21 protein-coding genes are annotated in these 19268 nt (G+C 65.7%); 6 read left to right on the forward strand and 15 right to left on the reverse strand.

Annotated elements, in window-relative coordinates; translation table 11 throughout:
- Positions 1–19: 19 nt before the first annotated feature.
- The 3 genes from FA85_RS09665 to FA85_RS09675 form a co-directional block, all read right to left on the reverse strand.
- A complete protein-coding gene (locus tag FA85_RS09665) occupies positions 20–1021 on the reverse strand; it encodes a YheT family hydrolase (RefSeq protein ID WP_036109237.1) in 1002 nt (333 codons plus the stop codon).
- Positions 1018–1818, reverse strand: coding sequence for a lysophospholipid acyltransferase family protein (locus FA85_RS09670; protein ID WP_036109236.1), 801 nt, complete (start codon positions 1816–1818; stop codon positions 1018–1020). The genes FA85_RS09665 and FA85_RS09670 overlap by 4 nt, the downstream gene beginning before the upstream one ends.
- An 83-nt stretch (positions 1819–1901) precedes the next feature.
- On the reverse strand, positions 1902–2381 hold the full coding sequence (locus FA85_RS09675; protein ID WP_036109235.1) for an Lrp/AsnC family transcriptional regulator: 480 nt from the start codon (positions 2379–2381) through the stop codon (positions 1902–1904).
- A 135-nt stretch (positions 2382–2516) separates the two neighbouring features.
- On the opposite strand from FA85_RS09675, the gene phhA reads away from it, so the two are divergent.
- Both phhA and FA85_RS09685 read left to right on the forward strand, forming a co-directional pair.
- A complete protein-coding gene (phhA, locus tag FA85_RS09680) occupies positions 2517–3404 on the forward strand; it encodes a phenylalanine 4-monooxygenase (RefSeq protein ID WP_036109233.1) in 888 nt (295 codons plus the stop codon).
- Positions 3405–3473: 69 nt separating this feature from the next.
- On the forward strand, positions 3474–3722 hold the full coding sequence (locus FA85_RS09685; RefSeq protein WP_036109231.1) for a hypothetical protein: 249 nt from the start codon (positions 3474–3476) through the stop codon (positions 3720–3722).
- A 250-nt stretch (positions 3723–3972) separates the two neighbouring features.
- On the opposite strand, the gene FA85_RS09690 is transcribed toward FA85_RS09685, so the two are convergent.
- From FA85_RS09690 to FA85_RS09720, 7 genes are all read right to left on the reverse strand, one after another.
- On the reverse strand, positions 3973–4680 hold the full coding sequence (locus tag FA85_RS09690) for an SGNH/GDSL hydrolase family protein (RefSeq protein ID WP_051943170.1): 708 nt from the start codon (positions 4678–4680) through the stop codon (positions 3973–3975).
- 18 nt (positions 4681–4698) lie between these two features.
- Positions 4699–5400: an RES family NAD+ phosphorylase gene (locus FA85_RS09695; RefSeq protein WP_036109228.1), complete on the reverse strand. Its 702-nt coding sequence runs from the start codon at positions 5398–5400 to the stop codon at positions 4699–4701.
- Positions 5397–5798, reverse strand: coding sequence for an MbcA/ParS/Xre antitoxin family protein (locus FA85_RS09700; protein WP_036109226.1), 402 nt, complete (start codon positions 5796–5798; stop codon positions 5397–5399). Before FA85_RS09700 ends, FA85_RS09695 begins: the two co-directional genes overlap by 4 nt.
- A 109-nt stretch (positions 5799–5907) precedes the next feature.
- On the reverse strand, positions 5908–7635 hold the full coding sequence (locus tag FA85_RS09705; RefSeq protein ID WP_051943168.1) for a DUF885 domain-containing protein: 1728 nt from the start codon (positions 7633–7635) through the stop codon (positions 5908–5910).
- A gap of 62 nt (positions 7636–7697) precedes the next feature.
- Entirely contained in the window at positions 7698–8402 is a 705-nt protein-coding gene (locus FA85_RS09710; protein WP_036109223.1) for a helix-turn-helix transcriptional regulator, read from the reverse strand.
- A 69-nt stretch (positions 8403–8471) separates the two neighbouring features.
- Complete coding sequence (locus FA85_RS09715) at positions 8472–9110, reverse strand: glutathione S-transferase family protein (protein WP_036109220.1); 639 nt, start codon at positions 9108–9110, stop codon at positions 8472–8474.
- Entirely contained in the window at positions 9107–9364 is a 258-nt protein-coding gene (locus tag FA85_RS09720) for a hypothetical protein (RefSeq protein WP_036109218.1), read from the reverse strand. The genes FA85_RS09715 and FA85_RS09720 overlap by 4 nt, the downstream gene beginning before the upstream one ends.
- Before the next feature lie 135 nt (positions 9365–9499).
- On the opposite strand from FA85_RS09720, the gene FA85_RS09725 reads away from it, so the two are divergent.
- Together FA85_RS09725 and FA85_RS09730 are read left to right on the forward strand one after the other, a co-directional pair.
- Positions 9500–10525: a class 1 fructose-bisphosphatase gene (locus tag FA85_RS09725; protein ID WP_036109215.1), complete on the forward strand. Its 1026-nt coding sequence runs from the start codon at positions 9500–9502 to the stop codon at positions 10523–10525.
- Between the two features lie 109 nt (positions 10526–10634).
- A complete protein-coding gene (locus FA85_RS09730; protein ID WP_051943164.1) occupies positions 10635–11558 on the forward strand; it encodes a patatin-like phospholipase family protein in 924 nt (307 codons plus the stop codon).
- Here the strand turns inward: FA85_RS09730 and FA85_RS09735 are convergent, their stop codons facing one another.
- Positions 11559–12143, reverse strand: coding sequence for a TetR/AcrR family transcriptional regulator (locus FA85_RS09735; RefSeq protein WP_036109212.1), 585 nt, complete (start codon positions 12141–12143; stop codon positions 11559–11561). It lies immediately after the preceding gene.
- A gap of 164 nt (positions 12144–12307) precedes the next feature.
- Between FA85_RS09735 and FA85_RS09740 the strand changes: the two genes are divergently transcribed.
- A complete protein-coding gene (locus FA85_RS09740; RefSeq protein WP_036109209.1) occupies positions 12308–12862 on the forward strand; it encodes a glutathione peroxidase in 555 nt (184 codons plus the stop codon).
- Positions 12863–12882: 20 nt separating this feature from the next.
- Here the strand turns inward: FA85_RS09740 and FA85_RS09745 are convergent, their stop codons facing one another.
- The 4 genes from FA85_RS09745 to FA85_RS09760 form a co-directional block, all read right to left on the reverse strand.
- A complete protein-coding gene (locus tag FA85_RS09745; RefSeq protein ID WP_036109206.1) occupies positions 12883–14187 on the reverse strand; it encodes a c-type cytochrome in 1305 nt (434 codons plus the stop codon).
- A complete protein-coding gene (locus FA85_RS09750; RefSeq protein ID WP_036109202.1) occupies positions 14184–16457 on the reverse strand; it encodes a xanthine dehydrogenase family protein molybdopterin-binding subunit in 2274 nt (757 codons plus the stop codon). The genes FA85_RS09745 and FA85_RS09750 overlap by 4 nt, the downstream gene beginning before the upstream one ends.
- Entirely contained in the window at positions 16454–16948 is a 495-nt protein-coding gene (locus FA85_RS09755; RefSeq protein ID WP_036109200.1) for a (2Fe-2S)-binding protein, read from the reverse strand. Before FA85_RS09755 ends, FA85_RS09750 begins: the two co-directional genes overlap by 4 nt.
- 212 nt (positions 16949–17160) lie before the next feature.
- Positions 17161–18150 (reverse strand): glycoside hydrolase family 43 protein, encoded by a 990-nt coding sequence (locus tag FA85_RS09760; protein ID WP_036116904.1) that lies wholly within the window; start codon positions 18148–18150, stop codon positions 17161–17163.
- Between the two features lie 111 nt (positions 18151–18261).
- On the opposite strand from FA85_RS09760, the gene FA85_RS09765 reads away from it, so the two are divergent.
- The gene (locus FA85_RS09765) at positions 18262–19251 is read left to right on the forward strand and encodes a GlxA family transcriptional regulator (RefSeq protein ID WP_036109198.1); all 990 of its coding nucleotides are present in this window, start codon (positions 18262–18264) and stop codon (positions 19249–19251) included.
- Positions 19252–19268 lie beyond the last annotated feature (17 nt).

Raw genomic sequence — 19268 nt, forward strand, 5'->3', positions numbered from 1 at the left:
GGACTCCCGTTGCGGTGATTCAGCCCGCGATGGCGTTGAAGCGGGCCGCGATGTAGTCGTCGGTGAAGCTGGTCATGCTGAAATCGCGGATGAAACCGCAATGTCCGCCATAGTTGGCGATATCGAGCTCGATGTTGGGCGGCAGGCGAAGCTGATGGAAGGCACTCACCGGAATGACGGGATCGTCGCGCGAGGTGAGGATGGTCGCGGGAACGTGCAGGCCCATGAGCCGGTCGCCCGCGACGGAGTAGCCGTCGAGGTAGGCCTCGAGCGAGCCGAAATCCGTATGGCGCAGCACCAGCGAACTGGTCAGGTCGCGCATGTTCTGCTTGAGCTCGTCGAGCTCGAAATAGGTATGCTGCGGGAACGCCTCCTGCTTGAGCCGCAGGGAGCGTCGCCACTTGTGCATGAAGTAGGCGTTGTAGAACCACGGCGCCTCGCTCTCCAGCGAGAACAGGCCCTCGGCCGGGTCGATGATCGGGCAGACCGCCAGCACGTAATCGATCGGAATGACCTGCTTAGACGCCAGCATGGCGGCGCGCAGTGCGAAGTTGCCGCCCAAGGAGAAACCGGCGACGCCGATCACACGCGAGGGGAACATCCGGGCGATCTCACCCAGCGCGGTCACCACCTCGTCGATGCGGCACGAGTGGAACAGCGCCTCGTTGAGGCCGTGGCTGTCGCCGTGGTCGCGGAAGTTGAGGCGGAAGATGTCCCAGCCGTCTTCGAGCAGGCGGCTGCCCGTCTGCAGGACGTAGGTGGAATCGACGCTGCCTTCCCAGCCGTGGAAAAGGATGGCCAGACCGCGCGACGCGCCACCGGTGGTCTGCGGGGTGAAGCGCCCGCTCAGGCGATCGCCGCTGCCCACGTCGACCAGCACTTCGCGTGCGTCTTCCCGCACCTTGTGCGCCCGTTTGGGCAGCAGGGTGCGACGGATGCCGCTGGAGGAGAGCATGGTCTGGACGTGGCCGCTACGCAGCGGCCACGGCGGATTCAGGTCGACGCCCTTGGGCAGGCTCATGCGGAGGTATCGGTATCCAGGGCCAGCGCGATGCGCTCGCGCGAGGCCTCCGCCATGCGGCGGCGCCCGTCGTCGGATAGCGGCACAGGCTCGAGGAAGTGCACTTCCGCGTCCATCGGGGCCTCGCCCAGCAGACGTAGGATATTGCCCACGAAACTCTCGTCTTCCCGGAAGCCCGCATCGATGATGCGACGACCCTGACGAGCGAAGCGCAGCGCCACCGGCTGTACCGGCACCCCGGCATCGAGCGCCGCCTGAAAGATACGGGCATGGAAGACGCGAAGCACGCCGTTGTGGCCCGTGCCGCCTTCGGGGAACACGGCGACCGCGCGCCCTTCGCGCAGGCGCTCCACCATCACCGCCATCACCGAGGCCAGCGAGTGGTTATTGCCGCGCCGGTGGAAGATCGTGCCGCCACGGGCAGCCATCCAGCCGACCAGCGGCCAGCCGGCGATCTCCGCCTTGGCCACGAAGCAGGCGGCACGCTGCGAATGAAGCAGCACGATGTCCAGCCACGACGTGTGGTTGGCCACGAACAGGACCGGATCGGGCAACGGCGTACCGATGCGGACGCTGCGCAGGCCGAAGATGCGTAGGAGCAGGGTCGACCACAGGCGGATCGCGCGATGCGCGAACGGCTCCTTGCCGTCCTTCATGACACCGCGCGACCAGCTAAGGATGCCGGCACAGATGACGATGGCGAAGAGGACGTGGAGCAACAGCAAGGGTATCCGCCACACATAGCGCAGCGGACGCAAACGGTCGCGGGGTGTCGGATTGGCGGTGGCGGCTTCCATCAAGCACACAAGATTAACGACCGGCGAACCCTGCCGCTAGGGGACATTGTCTTTCTCGTTACGCCACGCGGGCTTGCCTCAGGCTAGCTTGAGACATTTCCTAGTGGAAGGGCCGTCGAAGCCTTCACCGTGCGCAGGACGAAGCTGGTATTCACGTCGGCCACGCCCGAGGCGTTGAGCAGACGGTCCAAAAGGAACTGCGAAAAGCCGTCCAGATCGGCCACGTAGACCTGGAGCAGGTAATCCATGTCGCCCGTCAGGGCATAGCAGGCGACCACCTCCTCCCAGCCAGCCACCGACTCGGTGAACGCGTCGATGGCGGGCGACTCGTGCCGGGACAGCTGCACCCGGACGAAGGCCTGCAGACCCAGCCCGACCGCCCGGGGCTCCAGCCGCGCGCCGTACCCACCGATCACGCCATCCGCCTCGAGCTTCTGGACACGGCGCAGGCAGGCCGACGGCGACAGGTTCACCTCAGCCGCCAGATCGGCATTGCTCATACGACCGCTGGACTGAAGGGTCGCGAGGATACGGAGATCGGTGCGATCGAGCGTGGACTGCATGATTCTTTCTCTTGTTCGATCTTATACGCATGAATATTGCGCTCAACTATCGGCCTAGCGCAACAACACAAGCTCATTGCGCCGTTTCGGCGCTAAGCTGTTGTTTCACTCAGGCAAGCGTTCAAGGAGAGTCCCATGGAAAGCCCCCGCCGCGTCGAGCATCAGCAAACCGACCGCGGATACGTGCCCGTCTACGCGACCGGCATCGTGGAGCAACCGTGGGCGAGCTACTCGAAGACCGATCATGAGGTCTGGGACACACTCTATCGGCGCCAGCGCGACCTGCTGCCCGCGTACGCCTGCCAGGAATTTCTGGACGGCGTCGAGCGTTTCGGCTTCGGCGAGGGCGGCATTCCCCGCTTCGAGGATCTGAACAAGGTGCTGGGCGAGGCCACCGGCTGGGAGATCGTCGCCGTGGAAGGCCTGCTGCCGGACGAGGTGTTCTTCGACCACCTGGCCAACCGCCGTTTCCCGGTCAGCTGGTGGATCCGTCGGCCGGACCAGCTGGACTACCTGTCCGAGCCGGATCTGTTCCACGACCTCTTCGGCCATGTGCCCCTCCTGCTCAACCCGGTTTTCGCCGATTACATGCAGGCCTACGGCAAGGGCGGTATGAAGGCTTACGCGATCGGCCCCGAGGCGTTGATGAACCTCACGCGCTTGTACTGGTACACGGTGGAATTCGGCCTGATCCGCACCGATGCCGGCCTGCGTATCTACGGCGCCGGTATCGTCAGCTCCAAGGGCGAGTCGATCTACTCGATCGACTCCGCATCGCCAAACCGGGTCGGCTTCGACCTCGAGCGGGTGATGAACACCCGGTACCGGATCGATTCCTACCAGCAGACGTACTTCGTCATCGACGACTTCGCCCAGCTGTTCGAGGCGACCGGTCCGGACTTCACGCCGATCTATGCCCGGCTGGCCGACGGCACCGCCGTGGCGGCTTCCGATGTCGTCCCGGCGGACAAAATTTTCAATATCGGCACGCGCGAAGGCTTCGTTTCCGGCGGAGATAACTGAGCCTCAACGGCGCCCTAACGAATCGCCCCTTAGGATGGACGCACGTTCAGTCAACAGGGTGGGTTCATTGTGGTCGTCTTCGATATTCCGTTCGAGTCCGTCGGTCCGGGCCTCTGGGTGCTCCAGAAGAATGAGAATGAATATGCCGAGTTCTGTTCCCGCGAGGATGCTCTCGAATGCGCGCTGGCTGAGGCCCGTCGTATCGAGGCACTGAACGCGGCATCGGACATCGTGTTGAACATCGAAGGCAACGACGGCGTGTGGCGGGCATTCGACACATCGATCCGGCCCTACGCGTGCCGCATGCAGGCGGCCTGATCCGCCGGATAAACGAGCAGGATTCCCTGAGGGGCAGGTTGGCGTAAGAGCTGACCTGCCCTTTTTCTTTGAGCGGACAAAATAAAACCCCGGCAGCCAGGGGAGGAGCTGCCGGGGTCGCGTCGGGTCCAGGCTATCAGGGGAAATAGCGGGACCCGGGACAGATGGCCAATGAAACGCGGCGTCTGCCAACAGGTCGCCTCTCGGCGATCGAATACTTAGATAAGGGCTTTGCCGTGAAGTTCCCGTATCACGGGGTGGTCGTGTTTGGGGTCTGTTTAACTTCGGCCGCCGTGGCGTGGTCGGCAAGCCAGGGACCCACCTGCGCGACCCAGAGCGCATAGCCCTTCGGGTTCATGTGCAGCCCGTCTTCGATGAAGAGATCCGGCTTGGGCTGGCCCTGCGCGTCGATCATCGCGGGCGCCACGTCCAGAAAAGCCACGTTCTTCTGCGCCATGGCCCAGGTGCTGATCAGTTTGTTGGCGGCGTTGATGCTGGGCAGCAGGTTGACCCGGGCGACGCTGGGCTTGATCGAGATGAAGGCGATCGGGACATTGGGCTGCGCGGCGCGCACCTTCGTCACGAACGCGGCGAAATCGTCACGCACCTGTTCCGGGGTGTCGCCGCCCTGCAGGTCGTTGTCGCCGGCGTAGACCACGATGGCCGCGGGCTTGTACGGAAGCACGATGCGATCGGCGAAGGCGGTCGAGTCGTCCATGTCCGATCCGCCGAAGCCGCGGTTGATCACGCGGTAGTGCGGGAAATCGGAAGCCAGGCTCTTCCAGAAGCGGATCGACGAACTGCCGACGAACAGCACGGCGTTGGCCGGCGGAGGACTGGCTTTGTCCGAGGCCTCGAAGGCCTGGATGTCGGTTTCCCACCGGCTGTGGTCGGGATCCCTGGCGTGTGCGCCGAAGGACAGGACGAGGAAGATAAGGAGGATCGTCAGGCGTTTCATCCGGACGACCGTAACCGCTCAGGCCTCCGGGGGCAAACCGGGACGATCCACCGCGGTGACCTTCAGCACCGCCTCGATGCGCTGGCCGTTCCATCGATAGATGAAATGTTCGGCCTGCATGCAGGGCGCGATCAGGTCGGGGAAGAACACCGCGACGCACTCCCCGCCCGGGTGGCGCGCGCTGTCGTAGACGATGCCGTTGGAGCCTTCCTCACGCAGGGTCCGGGCCAGCTTGACGCTGGCCAGATAGGAGTCCGGATCGTGTTCGGCGGCCCAGCCCCCACGGATATCGTGCAGGCGTCCCGCGATCGAGGTGCTGTAGCACCGCACCTGGACGTCGGTGGGCGGTTCCCGCGTCGCCGCCAGGAAGGCTTCGCGGTGGTAGACCGTCTCTTCGATCGCGGTGGCGATGGTATGCGCCGCATAGAACACGCCCCAGTGACCATCGGAGAAGCGGCTGCCCTCTGGCGGAATGTGGGTGAACGCGGCCATGATCGGTGTCGTGCCGGGGCCGGAGACGCGCCGGTCGGGCGGCACCATGCTCAGCGCGCCCATTTCCTCGCGCAGGCGGGGGTTGGTCATCGACTCGATCGCCATGACGGCATCGATGTCCCTGGCATCGGCGATACGGTCGAACAGTCCCACCGGAGGAAAACGGCTGGGGACAATGCGGTAGGCGTGGGTCCAGCGAATCCGCCGCGACGGCGGTGCCGTCGTCATCCGTTCCAGCCGCGCTGCGCGTCCAGGTACTGACGGACGACATAGAGGTCGGCGACGTTGCCCGAGAGCATGCGATCCAGTGCCGAGTGGCCGCCGAAGAGAGGCGCAGTGTTGGGCTTGCGCACCCAGGCATCCGCCTGGCCGGGGTCGGGGAAAAGGATCTGGAGGTCCTTCCAGATGCCAAGCAGGTAGCTGATGCGCTCCACGACGTCCCTAGAGGGGGTTCCGTCCTGTAGCTTCTTCCATTTGAAGTACGTGGACTCCGGGGGATCGCCCAGCAGCGTGCGCTGCTCGGCGCCGCGGAGTTTCCAGCGCTCCGCGAGGGCGAAGAAGGCGCGCAAGGCCGGCCCGCCGAGATCATCGGCGTAACCGGGTTCGACGTGGATGGCTGGCTGCATCGACGGCTCTACCTGTGGACTTGTGATGCAGTTTACTCCATTTGTGGAGCTGTTCGTATACGGGCAGGCGCCAGCGGGGCTTGCTCCTGCCTGAGCGCCGTGACATTGCTCATTTCCTGGATGCAATCCACGCGTCGACATGCTGCTCCAGCACCGGCAGCGGCACCGATCCCAGCGCCAGCACCGTGTCGTGGAAGGCCCGCAGGTCGAACTTCTCGCCCAGCTCCTTTTCCGCCTTCTCGCGCAACGCGCGGATCTTCAGGTAGCCCAACTCATACGACAGCGCCTGCCCTGGCCAACTGATGTAGCGGTCGACCTCGTTGGCGATCTCGCGCTGGCTCAGCGCCGTATTGCCGGCGAGGTAATCGATCGCCTGCTGACGCGTCCAGCCGAGATGGTGGATGCCGGTATCGACGACGAGGCGACAGGCACGCCACATCTGATACGTGAGGAACCCGAAGCGCTCGTAGGGCGTGTGGTAGATGCCCATCTCCTCGCCCAGGTATTCCGAGTACAACGCCCATCCCTCGCCATAGGCGGAGATGTAACCGTCGCGACGGAAGTCGGGCAGACCCTGCTGCTCGGCCGACAGCGCCAGTTGCAACGCGTGCCCGGGCATCGACTCATGCAGCGTCAGCGCCGGCATGTTGAACAGCGGACGGGATGGCAGGTCGTACGTGTTGACGAGGTACGTGTCCGGGCCGCCGCGGCCGGACGTGTAATAAGGCGCGATATCCGCAGGCACCGGTTCGATGGCGAAGCGCTGGCGCGGTAACAGGCCGAAGTACTTGCCGAGCTTCGCATCGACCTGCTTGGCCACCCAGGCCGTGCGCATCAACAATTCGTCGGGCGTCTTCGCATAGAACTGCGGATCGCTGCGCAGGAAAGCGAGGAAGGCCGGGAAATCGCCCTTGAACCCGGTCTCCTTCATCGTGGCGACCATCTCCTTGTGGAGGCGGTCGACCTCGCGCAGGCCGATGGCGTGGATGGCATCGGGCGTCAGATCCAGGGTGGTGTATTCTAGGATCTGCTGTCGGTAGTAGGCCTTACCGTCGGGCAGCGACTCGGCCGCCAGGGTCGGGCGCGCCCCAGGGACGTACTCGTTGCGGAAGAACGTCAGCAGCTTGCCGTAGGAGGGAATCACATCCTCGGCGATGACCTTGCGTGCCTCGGCACGCAACAGGTCGGCGTCCCTGGGGGGCAGGGTCTTCGGCAGCGACCTGAACGGACCGTACAGCGCACTGTCTTCGGGGTTCTTCAGTTCGGCGACGGCGGCGATCGATACATCGCGTCCATTGAGCACCTCGCGCGGGACGGTGAAACCGCGCGCCAGGCCCAGACGCATGTTGTCGATCTCCTGGTCCATATAGGCCGGGATCTGGCGCAGGCGATCGATGTACTTCCGATAATCGTCGCGCGTGCGCAGGTCGTCGCCGTGAAGCACGTAGCCGATGTCGGACCAGAAGGCCGAGTCGCTGTTGAACGGCATCTGCCACTGCTGGAAGCGCTGGGCAGCCGCGAGGTTGGCGATCTGCGCGCGGTAAACGGCGTAGTCCACACGAACCGTGCCGCTCAGCGAGGCCGGATCGATGCGACCCAGCTGCGCCAGCACGTCGTTCCAGTAGGCGAGGCGCCTGGCCTGGCTGGCGGCGTCCACCGTATCCAGGCGGCCCTCGCCGGGCTGCGCTTCGCCCGAGGTCAGGATGCCCGCCTGCCCGCTACGCCATGCCCATTCCTTCGTGTAGATCGCCTTGAAGGCGTCGTCGGCCGGCGTGGCGGCATGGGCGGTACCGGCGACGAGGCCGGCGAAGGCGATGGCGCGAATCCAGGGGGACATGCGGGCTCCGTAGGGGGACGGGTAAACCCCGATCATCGCATCCGGACCGCCGAACCCGAAAACTATTCCAGGCCGGCGTAGTGCGTGCGCATGGTGTCGAGGTAAGCCCTGATGTCCCGCCCCGGTGCATCGACGAAGGTTTCTCCCGAATCCCGGCAACCCACGATGCGATCCGGGCGAAAGTTGCGGAAAGCCTGACGATGCCGGCACCAGGTGCCCAGCGTCCATGCGCCACCCCAGAACGACAGGCACAACGGTTCGACCTCACGCGTGCTCGCGCGCCCTTCCGCGTCGCTGTAGTCGAGGCAGAGCACGCGATGCGCGAGCACGGCCTCGTGCAGGCGATCGAGCATGGCCGCCACCTCGTTCTGGAACGTATCGCGCCAGATGGGGGCGAAGATGCGCGACTGTGCCGAGCGCTCGCGCAGGTCCGGGGGGAGCACGGCCTCGATCTTGATCATGGCGGCCTGCGCCTCGCGCGCCAGCCGCTCGCCGGCGAACGCGCGGACGAAGCGCGTACCGGCAACGAGTGCTTCGAGTTCGTCGGCGGAGAACATCAGCGGCGGGATGTCCGAGCCTTTGCGCAGGACATAGCCGACGCCGGCCTCGCCCTCGATGGGGACACCGGAAAGCTGCAGGTCCGCCACGTCGCGGTAGACCGTGCGTAGCGAGACCTCGAGTGTGGCGGCCAGCTGGCGCGCGGGCAGCGCGGTGCGCCGCCCGCGCAGGGCGTTGATGATGAGGAACAGACGGTCGGCGCGGCGCATACCCGGATCATCGCCTGCCGCGCGTGGCACGGAAAGCGGCGATGGTCATGCCCGCGCATCGTCCTGCGCTCAGGCGGCGGCCAGCGTCTGGGCTTTCGCCAGCGCCGCGTCCTGCGCGGCGGCGCGAACCACCGCCGGACGCGCCATCACGCGGGCCACATAGGCCTCGAAGACATCCCGACGCGGCACCAGGCCGAAACCCATCGTCCAGGTCAGCGCGCTGGCCCAGAGGATATCGGCGGCGGTGAAGCGGTCGCCGAACATCCAGGGGCCCTGCGCGAGCTGGGCCTCCAGGAGGTCCATGACGGTGTCGAAATCACCGTAGGGCGACTGCATCGCCGGCATCGGAACGTTTTTCGCCCAGCGATCGACGACGGCGGGCTCGAAGCACGAACCGTAGAAGGCGAGCCAGCGCAGATAGGGGCCGCGCAGCGCATCGTCGAACGCGGGCGCCAGTCCGGCCTCGGGATAGAGATCGGCGAGGTAGGTGAAGATCGCCGGGCGTTCAGTCACGAGACCACCGCGGTGTTCGATCGCGGGCACCTTGCCCATCGGGTTGATCTTCAGATACGCGGGAAGGCGCTGCTCACCCTCGACCAGGTTCATCACGTGCAGGTCGTACTGCGCACCCAGTTCCTCCAGCAGCATGAGGACGCTGCCCGACCGGCTGTTGGGGGCATGGTGGAAAACGACGCGACTCGGGTTCATGCGGTGAAGCTTCCTTTCGGGTGGCGGAGACTGTAGGAGCGCGCCTTGCGCGCGATGCTTCCGGAGAGGGGAGCAGGGTCACGGCCGGCGCGGCCTGCGGCAGGCTTTTCGCGCGCGGGGCGCGCTCCTACGGGCGTCGGCGAGGTTGCCGGCGATCTTTCATCCGGGGTGAAACGGTATTGCCCGTCCATCAGCAGTCCCCGCTTGCCGAGCGGCGCATACAGCTCGGCGAGACGATCCAGAAATCGATTCATGACGCGTTCCCTCCCCGGTTCGGCGGTGAAGGGACAGTCTGCGCGGGGGCTGCTGACAACGTTCTGTCAGCAGCCCTCTGGCGTCGTTCACGCCACACCCGGACAATGCATGGTTTCGCGCCTGAGTCCGTCCGAATGACGAAACCGATTTCGCTGATCCAGTTCCTCATCGAAGAAAAGCGCGAGGGGCATATCAACGCCCAGCTCAGCCTGCTGATCGAGGTCGTCGCCCGCGCGTGCAAGCGCATCTCCGTCGCCACCGGCAAGGGTGCCCTCGGCGGCGTGCTCGGCAATGCGGGTTCGGACAACGTCCAGGGCGAGGCCCAGAAGAAGCTCGACGTCATCTCCAACGAGATCCTCCTCGAAGCCAACGCCTGGGGTGGTCACCTCGCGGCGTGCGCGTCCGAGGAAATGGAAGATCCGCAGCCGATTCCGGATGCCTACCCCAAGGGCAACCACCTGCTGTTGTTCGATCCGCTCGACGGCTCCTCCAACATCGACGTCAACGTCTCGGTCGGCACGATCTTCTCCGTGCTCCGCTGCCCGGATGGCGTCACCGAACCCAAGGCGGCCGATTTCCTGCAGCCGGGGACGGAACAGGTCGCCGCCGGTTACGTGGTCTACGGCCCGTGCACCCTGCTGGTGCTGACCTTCGGTCACGGCGTGCATGAGTTCACGCTGGACCGCGAGCACGGCAGTTTCGTGCTCACCCGTCGGGGCATCACCATTCCCGCCGAAACGGCCGAGTTCGCGATCAACATGGCGAACCAGCGCCACTGGGAAGCGCCGATGCAGCGTTACATCGGTGAACTGCTGGCAGGCTCGACCGGCCCGCGCGGGCGGGATTTCAACATGCGCTGGGTCGCCTCGATGGTCGCCGACGTGCATCGCATCATCACCCGCGGCGGTGTCTTCATCTATCCGCTGGACGCGAAGATCACCGGCCACGGTGGCACCGGCAAGCTTCGCCTGATGTACGAGGCCAACCCCATGGCGTTCATCGTCGAGCAGGCCGGCGGCGCCGCCACCACTGGCCGCGAGCGCATCATGGACCTTCAGCCCACGGCGCTTCACCAGCGTGTGCCCGTGTTTCTGGGGTCGAAGAACGAAGTCGACGTGGCGACCCGCTACCACCTCGACGCGGACCACACCCGCGACTGATCGACCGCCGGGCGTCGCACACGCGCTGCCCGGTTTTAGCCATCCGTCCGTCATCCGGCCGCCGCCAGCGTGCCCGATGATCCGCCTGCCCTTCTTACGGTTTTCTTCCATGACGCTCCGCCGCGCCCGCTCCTGGCTTCCGCTCGTGCTCGCGACCCTGCTCACCGGTTGCTTCGGTGGAACCAGGCCGGATCAGCGCCCGGATACCGCCGTGCCGGTACTCGCGGCCAAGCCGCGTATCGGACTGGCGCTGGGCGGCGGCGCGGCCAAGGGCTTCGCCCATATCGGGGTCATCAAGATGCTGGAGGCCAGCGGCATTCATGCCGACGTCGTCTCCGGTACCAGCGCCGGCAGCGTGGTCGGCGTGCTGTATGCCTCCGGCATGGATGCCTTCCAGTTGCAGGAGCAGGCCTTTGCGCTCGATGAGGGCAAGATCCGCGACGTTCGCTTCTTTTCAGGTGGCCTCGTGCAAGGCCAGAAGCTGCAGGACTACGTCAACGAACTCCTGAAGAACACACCGATCGAGAAGTTGCATACGCCATTCGCGGCGGTGGCCACCCAGCTGGAGAACGGCGACCGCGCCATCTTCATTCGCGGCAATGCGGGCCAGGCCGTGCGTGCATCCAGCAGCATCCCCGGCGTGTTCGAACCGGTGGACATCAACGGCAAGCATTTCGTGGACGGCGGTGTCGTCAGCCCCGTGCCGGTGGACGCGGCGCGCCAGCTCGGTGCGGACATCGTCATCGCCGTGGATATCTCGGCGCGCCCCGATGGCACCAATCCCGACAGCATGGTCGGCATCGTCGGCCAGTCCATCACGATCATGGGACGTCGCCTGGCGGAGCAGGAACTCGGCCGTGCCGACATCGTGATCCGGCCGAAGGTCGGTCAGATCGGACCGACCGACTTCGATCAGAAAAACGTGGCGATCCTCGAAGGCGAGCGGGCCGCACTGGCCGCCATTCCCGCGATCAGGGCGAAGATCGCCGAGAAGACGGCCGCCATGGGCAGGCCGCCCGTCCCGGCGCGCTGATCAACCCGCGTCGATCAACGCCAGCGCCGCCTGACGGCCCAGCGTAAGCACCTCGTCCGACAGTCCCTGTTCCGCCACGGCGCGCGAGAGGGACATCGAACCCACCATCGATGCGAACACCGACATGGCCAGCGTGCGACGGCGTTTGCCACGCACCGACGCCGGCAGGGTCGACGCGATCAGCTCGACCATCTCGGCATAGCCTTCCGAAAACGCCGCGCGGGTCTCTTCCGGACGGCGGCCCATCTCGGCCGCCAGTGCGGCCGCCACGCAGCCCGATGCCGGATGATCGCGGTGATCCGCCGACAGATAGGTGTTGACCATCGCACGATGCGGCTCCGAACGTGAGCCCGCGACACGCACGGCCATCCGGTCTTTTGCCGACGTCGCAGCCGATGCCACGCTGTCGCGCACCAGGTCTTCCTTCGAACCGAAATGGTTGTAGAACCCCCCCTGGGTCAGCCCGACGTCGCTCATCAGGCTCACCACGCCGACGGCGTCGATGCCGTCCGCGCGAAACCGTTCAGAAGCCGCTTCGACGATCTTCTGCCGAGTCTGCTCCTTGTGACCTTTCTCATAACGCATTGCTTTCGCTCCCCTGGGGATCGATTCCCCTGCCCTGGGCCGATTCTAGCAATGCTTGCATATTGAAATGTCGAACGTCATGGGGATCACATCGTCGCGACGTTCAAGGCACTGCGTGTTGGCCTATGCTTGGCGTATTTCCGTCACGCCAACGAGGATCCCACATGAGCCAGGCCCATCTGTACGACATCGCCGTGAAGCAGATCGACGGTGTTTCCACCACGCTCGACACCTGGCGCGGCGACGTGCTGCTGGTGGTCAACGTCGCCTCGAAGTGCGGGCTGACGCCGCAGTACGAAGGCCTCGAGGCGCTCTACCAGCGCTGGCGCGACAAGGGCTTCACCATCCTCGGCTTTCCCGCCAACGACTTTCTCGCGCAGGAGCCCGGCAGCGACGACGACATCAAGTCGTTCTGCTCGACGACGTTCGACGTGCAGTTCCCGCTGTTCTCCAAGATTCCGGTGGTCGGTCCGCAGCGCCACCCGCTGTACAGCGCGCTGATCGAAGCGCAGCCCGAACGCATCGGTGAAGGCCCGATGCGTGATCGCCTGCAGGGTCATGGCATTCCGACCAACGAGGCGCCGGAGGTACTCTGGAACTTCGAGAAGTTCGTCGTGAACCGCCGCGGTGAAGTGATCGCACGCTTCGCGCCGGACGTCGAAGCGAGCGATGCACGCCTGCAGGCGGTGCTCGAGAAGGCACTGGCCGAGAAAGCCTGAGTCGCCTGGAGGCGCCGGGCCTAAAGTGCCCGGCGTCTGGCGACGTCCTCCGCGGTCACCTGACCCTGTTTTCCGCCGAAATGACGGATGACGTAGTTGGCCAGGGCGGCTACCTCCGGATCGCTGTACGCGTGACCGAAGGCCGGCATGTAGACATCCGTTTCGCCGATCCGCATCGTCACGCCGTGCAGGATCGCCTGGGTGACGTTCCGCCCGCTGGGGTCATTGACGCCACGCGTACCGACGAGGCTGGCGTACGACGTCTGCTGTCCGGCGCCATTCCATTGATGGCAGCTGGCACACGCACCTTCGAACAGGCGCAGACCGTCCGCGTCGGCCGTTTCATCGTCTCCGCCAGGCGCGGCCGCACTGGACGCGAGTACGGCTTTGGGCGACGGGTCGACGACCACCGGGTCATCGCCCTCGCGCGCAGGCACCGTGCGCAGCCAGGCGACGAGCGCCGCCGTGTCTTCCGGTTTCAGGAACTGCAGGCTGTGCGCGACCGCCTCGCCCATCGGCCCCATGGCCGACGCATGGCCATCCGCGTGGCCGGTACGCAGATACTGCGTCAGCGCCTCGTCGCTCCACTTGCCGATGCCGTGCGTGGCGTCCGAGGTGATGTTCCACGCGCGCCAGCCTTGCAGTTCCGCACCAGCCAGCGACTCGCCATGCTTCAGCCCGAAACCGACGTTACGTGGCGTATGGCATTCCGCGCAGTGACCGAGCGGTCCGGCGAGATAGGCACCCGCGTTCCACGCCGGCGATCGCGAGGGATCGTTCTCGAAGCGTTCGCTGCGGAAGAACGCGGCATTCCAGAAACCCATCGCCCAGCGCTGGTTGAACGGAAAGCCGAGATCATTCGGACGTTCCGGCTGGCGCACCCTGGGCAAGGTGAACAGGTAGGCCTTGATCGCCAGCACATCGGCACGGCTCAGCTGCGTGTACGCGGTGTACGGGAAGGCGGGATAGAGATGCTTGCCGTCCTTGCGTATGCCCTCGCGGACCGCACGCACGAAGTCGTCGTCGCTCCAGCCGCCGATGCCTGTCTCGACGTCGGCGGTGATGTTGGAAGAGTAGATCGTGCCGAACGGCAGCTTGAAGGGCAGGCCTCCCGCGAAGGGTTTACCGGTTTCCGGCACCGTATGACAGGCGATGCAATCGGCCGCGCGCGCCAGATACTCGCCGCGTGCGACGGGATCGGCGTTCAAGGGCGCACCGGCGAGCACCGGAGCGGTGCCATCGGCCGGATCGGTGCGATTGAGCGCGACATAGGCCACCGCTCCGATGATCAGGACGACGACGATCAGCAGAAAGAAGCGCTTCATGCGACGCCCTCCTTGCCGGTTCCCGCATCCGCGACACGTTTGAGCGCATCCGCCGATGCGGCGAGCGAGGTGCGCGAGACCGGCAACTCCGTCAGACGCACGCCGGTGGCAGCGAAGATCGCGTTGGCCAGGGCCGGCGCGGCGATCGCCGTACCGACTTCGCCCAGTCCTCCCGGCGACTCCCCGCTGGCGACCGTATAGACCTCGACGTTCGGTACTTCGTTGATGCGCAGCGTGCGGTAGTCGTGAAAGTTGCTCTGCTCGATCATGCCGTCTTTGAGGGTGATGCCGTTGAACAGGGCGGCGCTGAGGCCGAACAACAGACCACCCTGCACCTGCGCCTGCACGGAACTCGGATTGATGGCGATACCCACGTCGACGGCGACCACGGCGCGTCGCAGGTGGACCTGGCCCTGTGCCGTCACCTCGACCTCGACGATCGCGCAGACGTGGCTACCGAACGGCGACGCCACAGCGATACCGCGTCCGACCCGCGCCGGTAACGGCTGGCCGCCCCAGCCGATCTTCCCGGCGGCGAGATCCAGCACGCCCAGCGGCCGTGAACCGGGCTTCATCAGCGAACGCCGGTACGCCAGCGGGTCCTTGCCCGAGGTGTGAGCGAGCTGATCGATGAAGCTCTCGACGATGAAAAGGTTGTGCGTCGGACCGACGCCACGCCACCAGCCGACGACGAGCCCGGGCGGCATGTCGTGGCGGACCCACTCGACGAGCACGTTGTCCATCTCGTAAGGCAGATCGGCCGCGGACTCGATGGCGTCGCTGTCCATGCCGTCCTTGCCCATGCCACCGGGCGCCCAGCGCCCAAGTACCGTGCCACTGGTGATGCGATGCTTCCACGAGGTCGGGCGGCCATCGCCATCCAGCGTGGCCGAGATGCGGTCGAAGTACAGCGGCCGCACGCGGTCATGACGGATGTCTTCCTCGCGACTCCAGATGACCTTGAGCGGGTAGGCCACCTGCTTCGCGAAGGCCACGGCCTGTTCTACCTGGTCGGTTTCGAGGCGACGGCCGAAACCGCCGCCGAGGTACTGGTTGTTCACCGTCACCGCGTCGAGCGGGATGCCGCAGATGCGCGCGGCTTCCTTCTGCGCGCGCGTCGGAACCTGTGTGCCCGTCCAGATCTCGCACTTGCCGGGCGTGACGTGCACGGTGGCGTTGAGCGGCTCCATCGGCGCGTGCGCCAGCATGGGCGATACGAAGGTCATCTCCACCGCCTTGCCACCCGCGCCCGCCTCGCCCTTCGGCTTGCGCCCGACCAGGGCGGGGCCTTTGCGCGAGCTTTCCTGCAAGGCGGCGATGAGCGTGGCGGTATCGAGTTTCTCGTTGACGCCGTGGCGCCATTCGATCGTGAGTTCCTGGAGGCCACGATGTGCGGCCCAGTAGTGCTCACCCACCACGGCCACGGCATCGGCCAGCCTGATCACATCGATGACCCCGGGCACGGCGCGTGCCTTCGTCTCATCGACGGCACCGAGCGTACCGGCGAGTTCCGGGCTGGTACGTACGGCGGCATATTTCATGCCCGGCACTTTGACGTCGATGCCGAACTGCGTACCGCCGTTCACCTTATCCGGCGAGTCCACGCGACGCAGCGGCTTGCCGATCACGGTGAAGTCTTTGGGGTCTTTCAGTGTGACGGTCGCTGGCTGCGGCAGTTTGCCGGCGGCTTCCGCCACCGCCGCGAATCCGAGGGTGCGACCCGACGGCACGTGCGTGATGGTGGCGCGGGCCACCGAACAGCTGGCCGCATCCACGTGCCACTGCGCCGCGGCGGCGGCTACAAGCATCTCGCGCGCCACCGCACCCGCTTCGCGCAACGACTGCCACTGTCCGCGCGTGCTCGTGGAGCCGCCGGTGATCTGGCCGCCCCCAAGCAAGACCTGACCGTACAGCGCATCACTGGGAATCGAATGTTCGACGGTGATCTGATCCAGGCCGACGCCGAGCTCCTCGGCGAGCATCATCGAAATGCCCGTGTAGATCGCCTGCCCCATTTCGACCGTGGGCATGACGAGGCGGATGCGCCCATCGGCGTCGATCCGGATGAACGCGTTGGGTGCGAACGTCGGATGGCCATCGGCCGCGGCCGCCGCGTCATCCGCCGGTTGGCGTCGGGGATTCATCTGCGCGACCGCGGGACCGAGCCCGGCCGTCCACAGGAAGGCCACGGCGAGACCACCGCCTGCGAGCTTCAGCGCCGAGCGGCGCCGCGGATCGATCCCGTGCTCGTCGTGAGGGGAGGCAGTCATGGCGTACTCCCGTCGACGATGACCTGCAACCCTTGCGGCAGTCCCGTCGCCGCCTGCTTGATGGCCTCGCGGATGCGCACGTACGTGCCGCACCGGCAGATATTGCCGGCCATCGCAGCATCGATGTCGCGATCGCTGGGGTTCGGTGTGCGCGCGAGCAACGCCGCGGCGGACATGATCTGTCCGGACTGGCAGTAACCGCATTGCACGACGTCGACCGCCAGCCAGGCCTGCTGCACCTTCGCGCCTTCGGGTGTCGCGCCGATCGCCTCGATCGTCGTGACGGCGCGGTCGCCCACGGCCGACACGGGCATCTGGCAGGAGCGGACCGGCTGCCCATCGAGGTGCACCGTGCACGCGCCGCACTGCGCGATGCCGCAACCGAACTTCGTGCCGGTCAGTCCCACCACGTCGCGCAGCACCCAGAGCAACGGCATATCGGGTGGCACGTCGGCCTGCCGATCCTCACCATTCACGCGCAGCGTGTACATGTCCCCTTCCCCTCGGCTGGGTGGACGCTCGCGTCCACTGGCTTGATCAGATGTCGGGCGACAGATTACGCCGAATCGGGAGCCGTGCATTCCGCGAGAGGAGGTGTTTTTGCAGAAACTTCTTGCGGCGTGACGGGGGACCGGCACATCGCGCCCGTTATGTGCCGCGCTTTATGCCGACTCCATCGGCCGGTCCCGGCCAAGCCGCTGCGTCAGCGCAGCGGCTTGGCGGTCACGCCTTCGTTGGTCATCTTCACTGGCAGGATGTGACCGTCCTTGTCGAAGTGCATCTCGTCGATGCTGGTCACGCGATGGTTGCCGTTGGTATCGCCGAGCGGATGGCGGTGATAGACGATGTACCAGCTGTCGTCTTCTGCGACGTGAAACACGGAATGATGCCCGGCGCCGGTGGCGATCTTCGGATCCTGCTCCAGAATCTTGCCGATACGCTTGAATGGACCTGTCGGGGAGTCGCCGATCGCGTAGGCGACGCAATAGTCGGGCCCGGTCCAGCCACCTTCCGACCACATGAAGTAGTACTTGCCGTTGCGCTTGAACATCAGCGGGCCTTCGACGTACTCGGGCGCGGGCGTGATTTCCTTGAAGGTCGTGCCATCGGCCATCGGCTCGACGCCGGTGAAATCCGGCCTCAGCTTCACGATGTTCGCGTGCTTCCAGCCGCCGTAGATCATGTAGTAGGTGCCGTCGTCGTCATGAAAGACGAACTGATCGATCGGCTGCGCGCCGTTATGGAACTTGTCGATCAAGGGCTTGCCGAGCAGATCCCTGAACGGACCGTCGGGCTTGTCGGCGACGGCCACGCCGATGCCACCGACCTCGTTGTCGTTCTGGATGTCGTTGGCGGCGAAGAAGAAATAGTACTTGCCGCCTTTCTCGACCAGCGCGGGCGCCCACAGCGCCTTCTTCGCCCAGGGGATGTCTTTCATCGCCAGCACGCTGCTGTGCTTCGTCCAGTGCACCAGGTCCGGGGACGAGAACGCGTCGAAGCCGGTCTGCTGCGCGTACTTCAGCGACGTGGTCGGGTAGATCCAGTACTGATGATCGAAGATCGCGGCTTCGGGGTCGGCGTACCAGCCGGGGAAGACGGGGTTGCCGGCGTGTCCCGGCGGTGGAGCGGCGAATGCCGCCGTGGACATGCACGCGGCGAGCACCGCACCCCCAACCCATTGAGCTAACCGCATGCCGAGTACCCCGTTCGTCTGTGCAGAGCGGACGACCATAACGTTTCGGCCGTCCGGATGCCATCGGAGGTATCGTTTACCGTGATCCGCCCACGGAATGAAAACGTACGTATGTCCGCCGCTCCCCGCACCATCTGCATGCTCGTCTACCCTCAGGCGCAGTCGCTGGACATCAGCGGCCCCCTTGAGGTGTTCGCGCTGGCCAGCCGCCAGGCCCAGGATGACGAGCCCGGACGTGCGCCGCTGTATCGCACGCAGGTGTTGGCCGCGACGGACAAGCCCGTGGAACTGGCATCCGGCATGCGCCTGCTGCCGGATACCCACTACCGCGATATGCCCAACGAAACCGATACCTTGCTGGTCTGCGGCGGCATGGGTGACGCCGTCGAGCGGGTGCGCGCCGACACGAACCTGGTGACATGGCTGCACGAGGCGGCGCAACGGGTGCCCCGCGTTGCCTCGATCTGCAGCGGCGCCCTGCTGCTCGCCGAGGCAGGCCTGCTTGACGGCCGGGAGGCGACCACCCACTGGAGCGACATCCCCGAGCTGCGCGACCGCTATCCTGCCGTGCGCGTGTTGCCGGACGCGATTTACACGCGCGACGGCCATATCTGGACTTCGGCGGGAATCACGACGGGGATGGACCTGGCGCTGGCGATGGTCAGCGCCGACCACGGTGCCACGCTGGCGCTGAAAGTCGCGCGGCGCATGGTCATGGCCAACAAGCGCTCGGGCGGGCAAAGCCAGTTCAGCGAACAACTGCATGCACTGGAACAGCCGGAGCACTTCGCGTCGCTGGCGTCATGGATCGGCGAAAACCTGCGCAGGCGACTCGATGTCGGGATACTCGCCGATCGGTTGCACATGAGCCCTCGCCAGTTCACGCGCCGGTTTGGTGCGCACTTCGACGTGACACCGCTGAAGTACATCGAGCGCTTGCGCGTCGAAGCGGCAAAGCCCCTGCTCGAGAGCACCGGCAAGGACATCAAGCGTGTCGCCGACGAGTGCGGGTTTCCTTCCGACGAGGCGATGCGCCGGGCTTTCGTCCGCCGGCTGGGTAGCACGCCGGCCGAGTACCGGGCGCGCTTCGCGGCTAAGTGACCGTTTGCGCGGGTTCC

It is taken from the genome of Luteibacter mycovicinus (genome assembly GCF_000745235.1).
GTDB lineage: Bacteria > Pseudomonadota > Gammaproteobacteria > Xanthomonadales > Rhodanobacteraceae > Luteibacter > Luteibacter mycovicinus.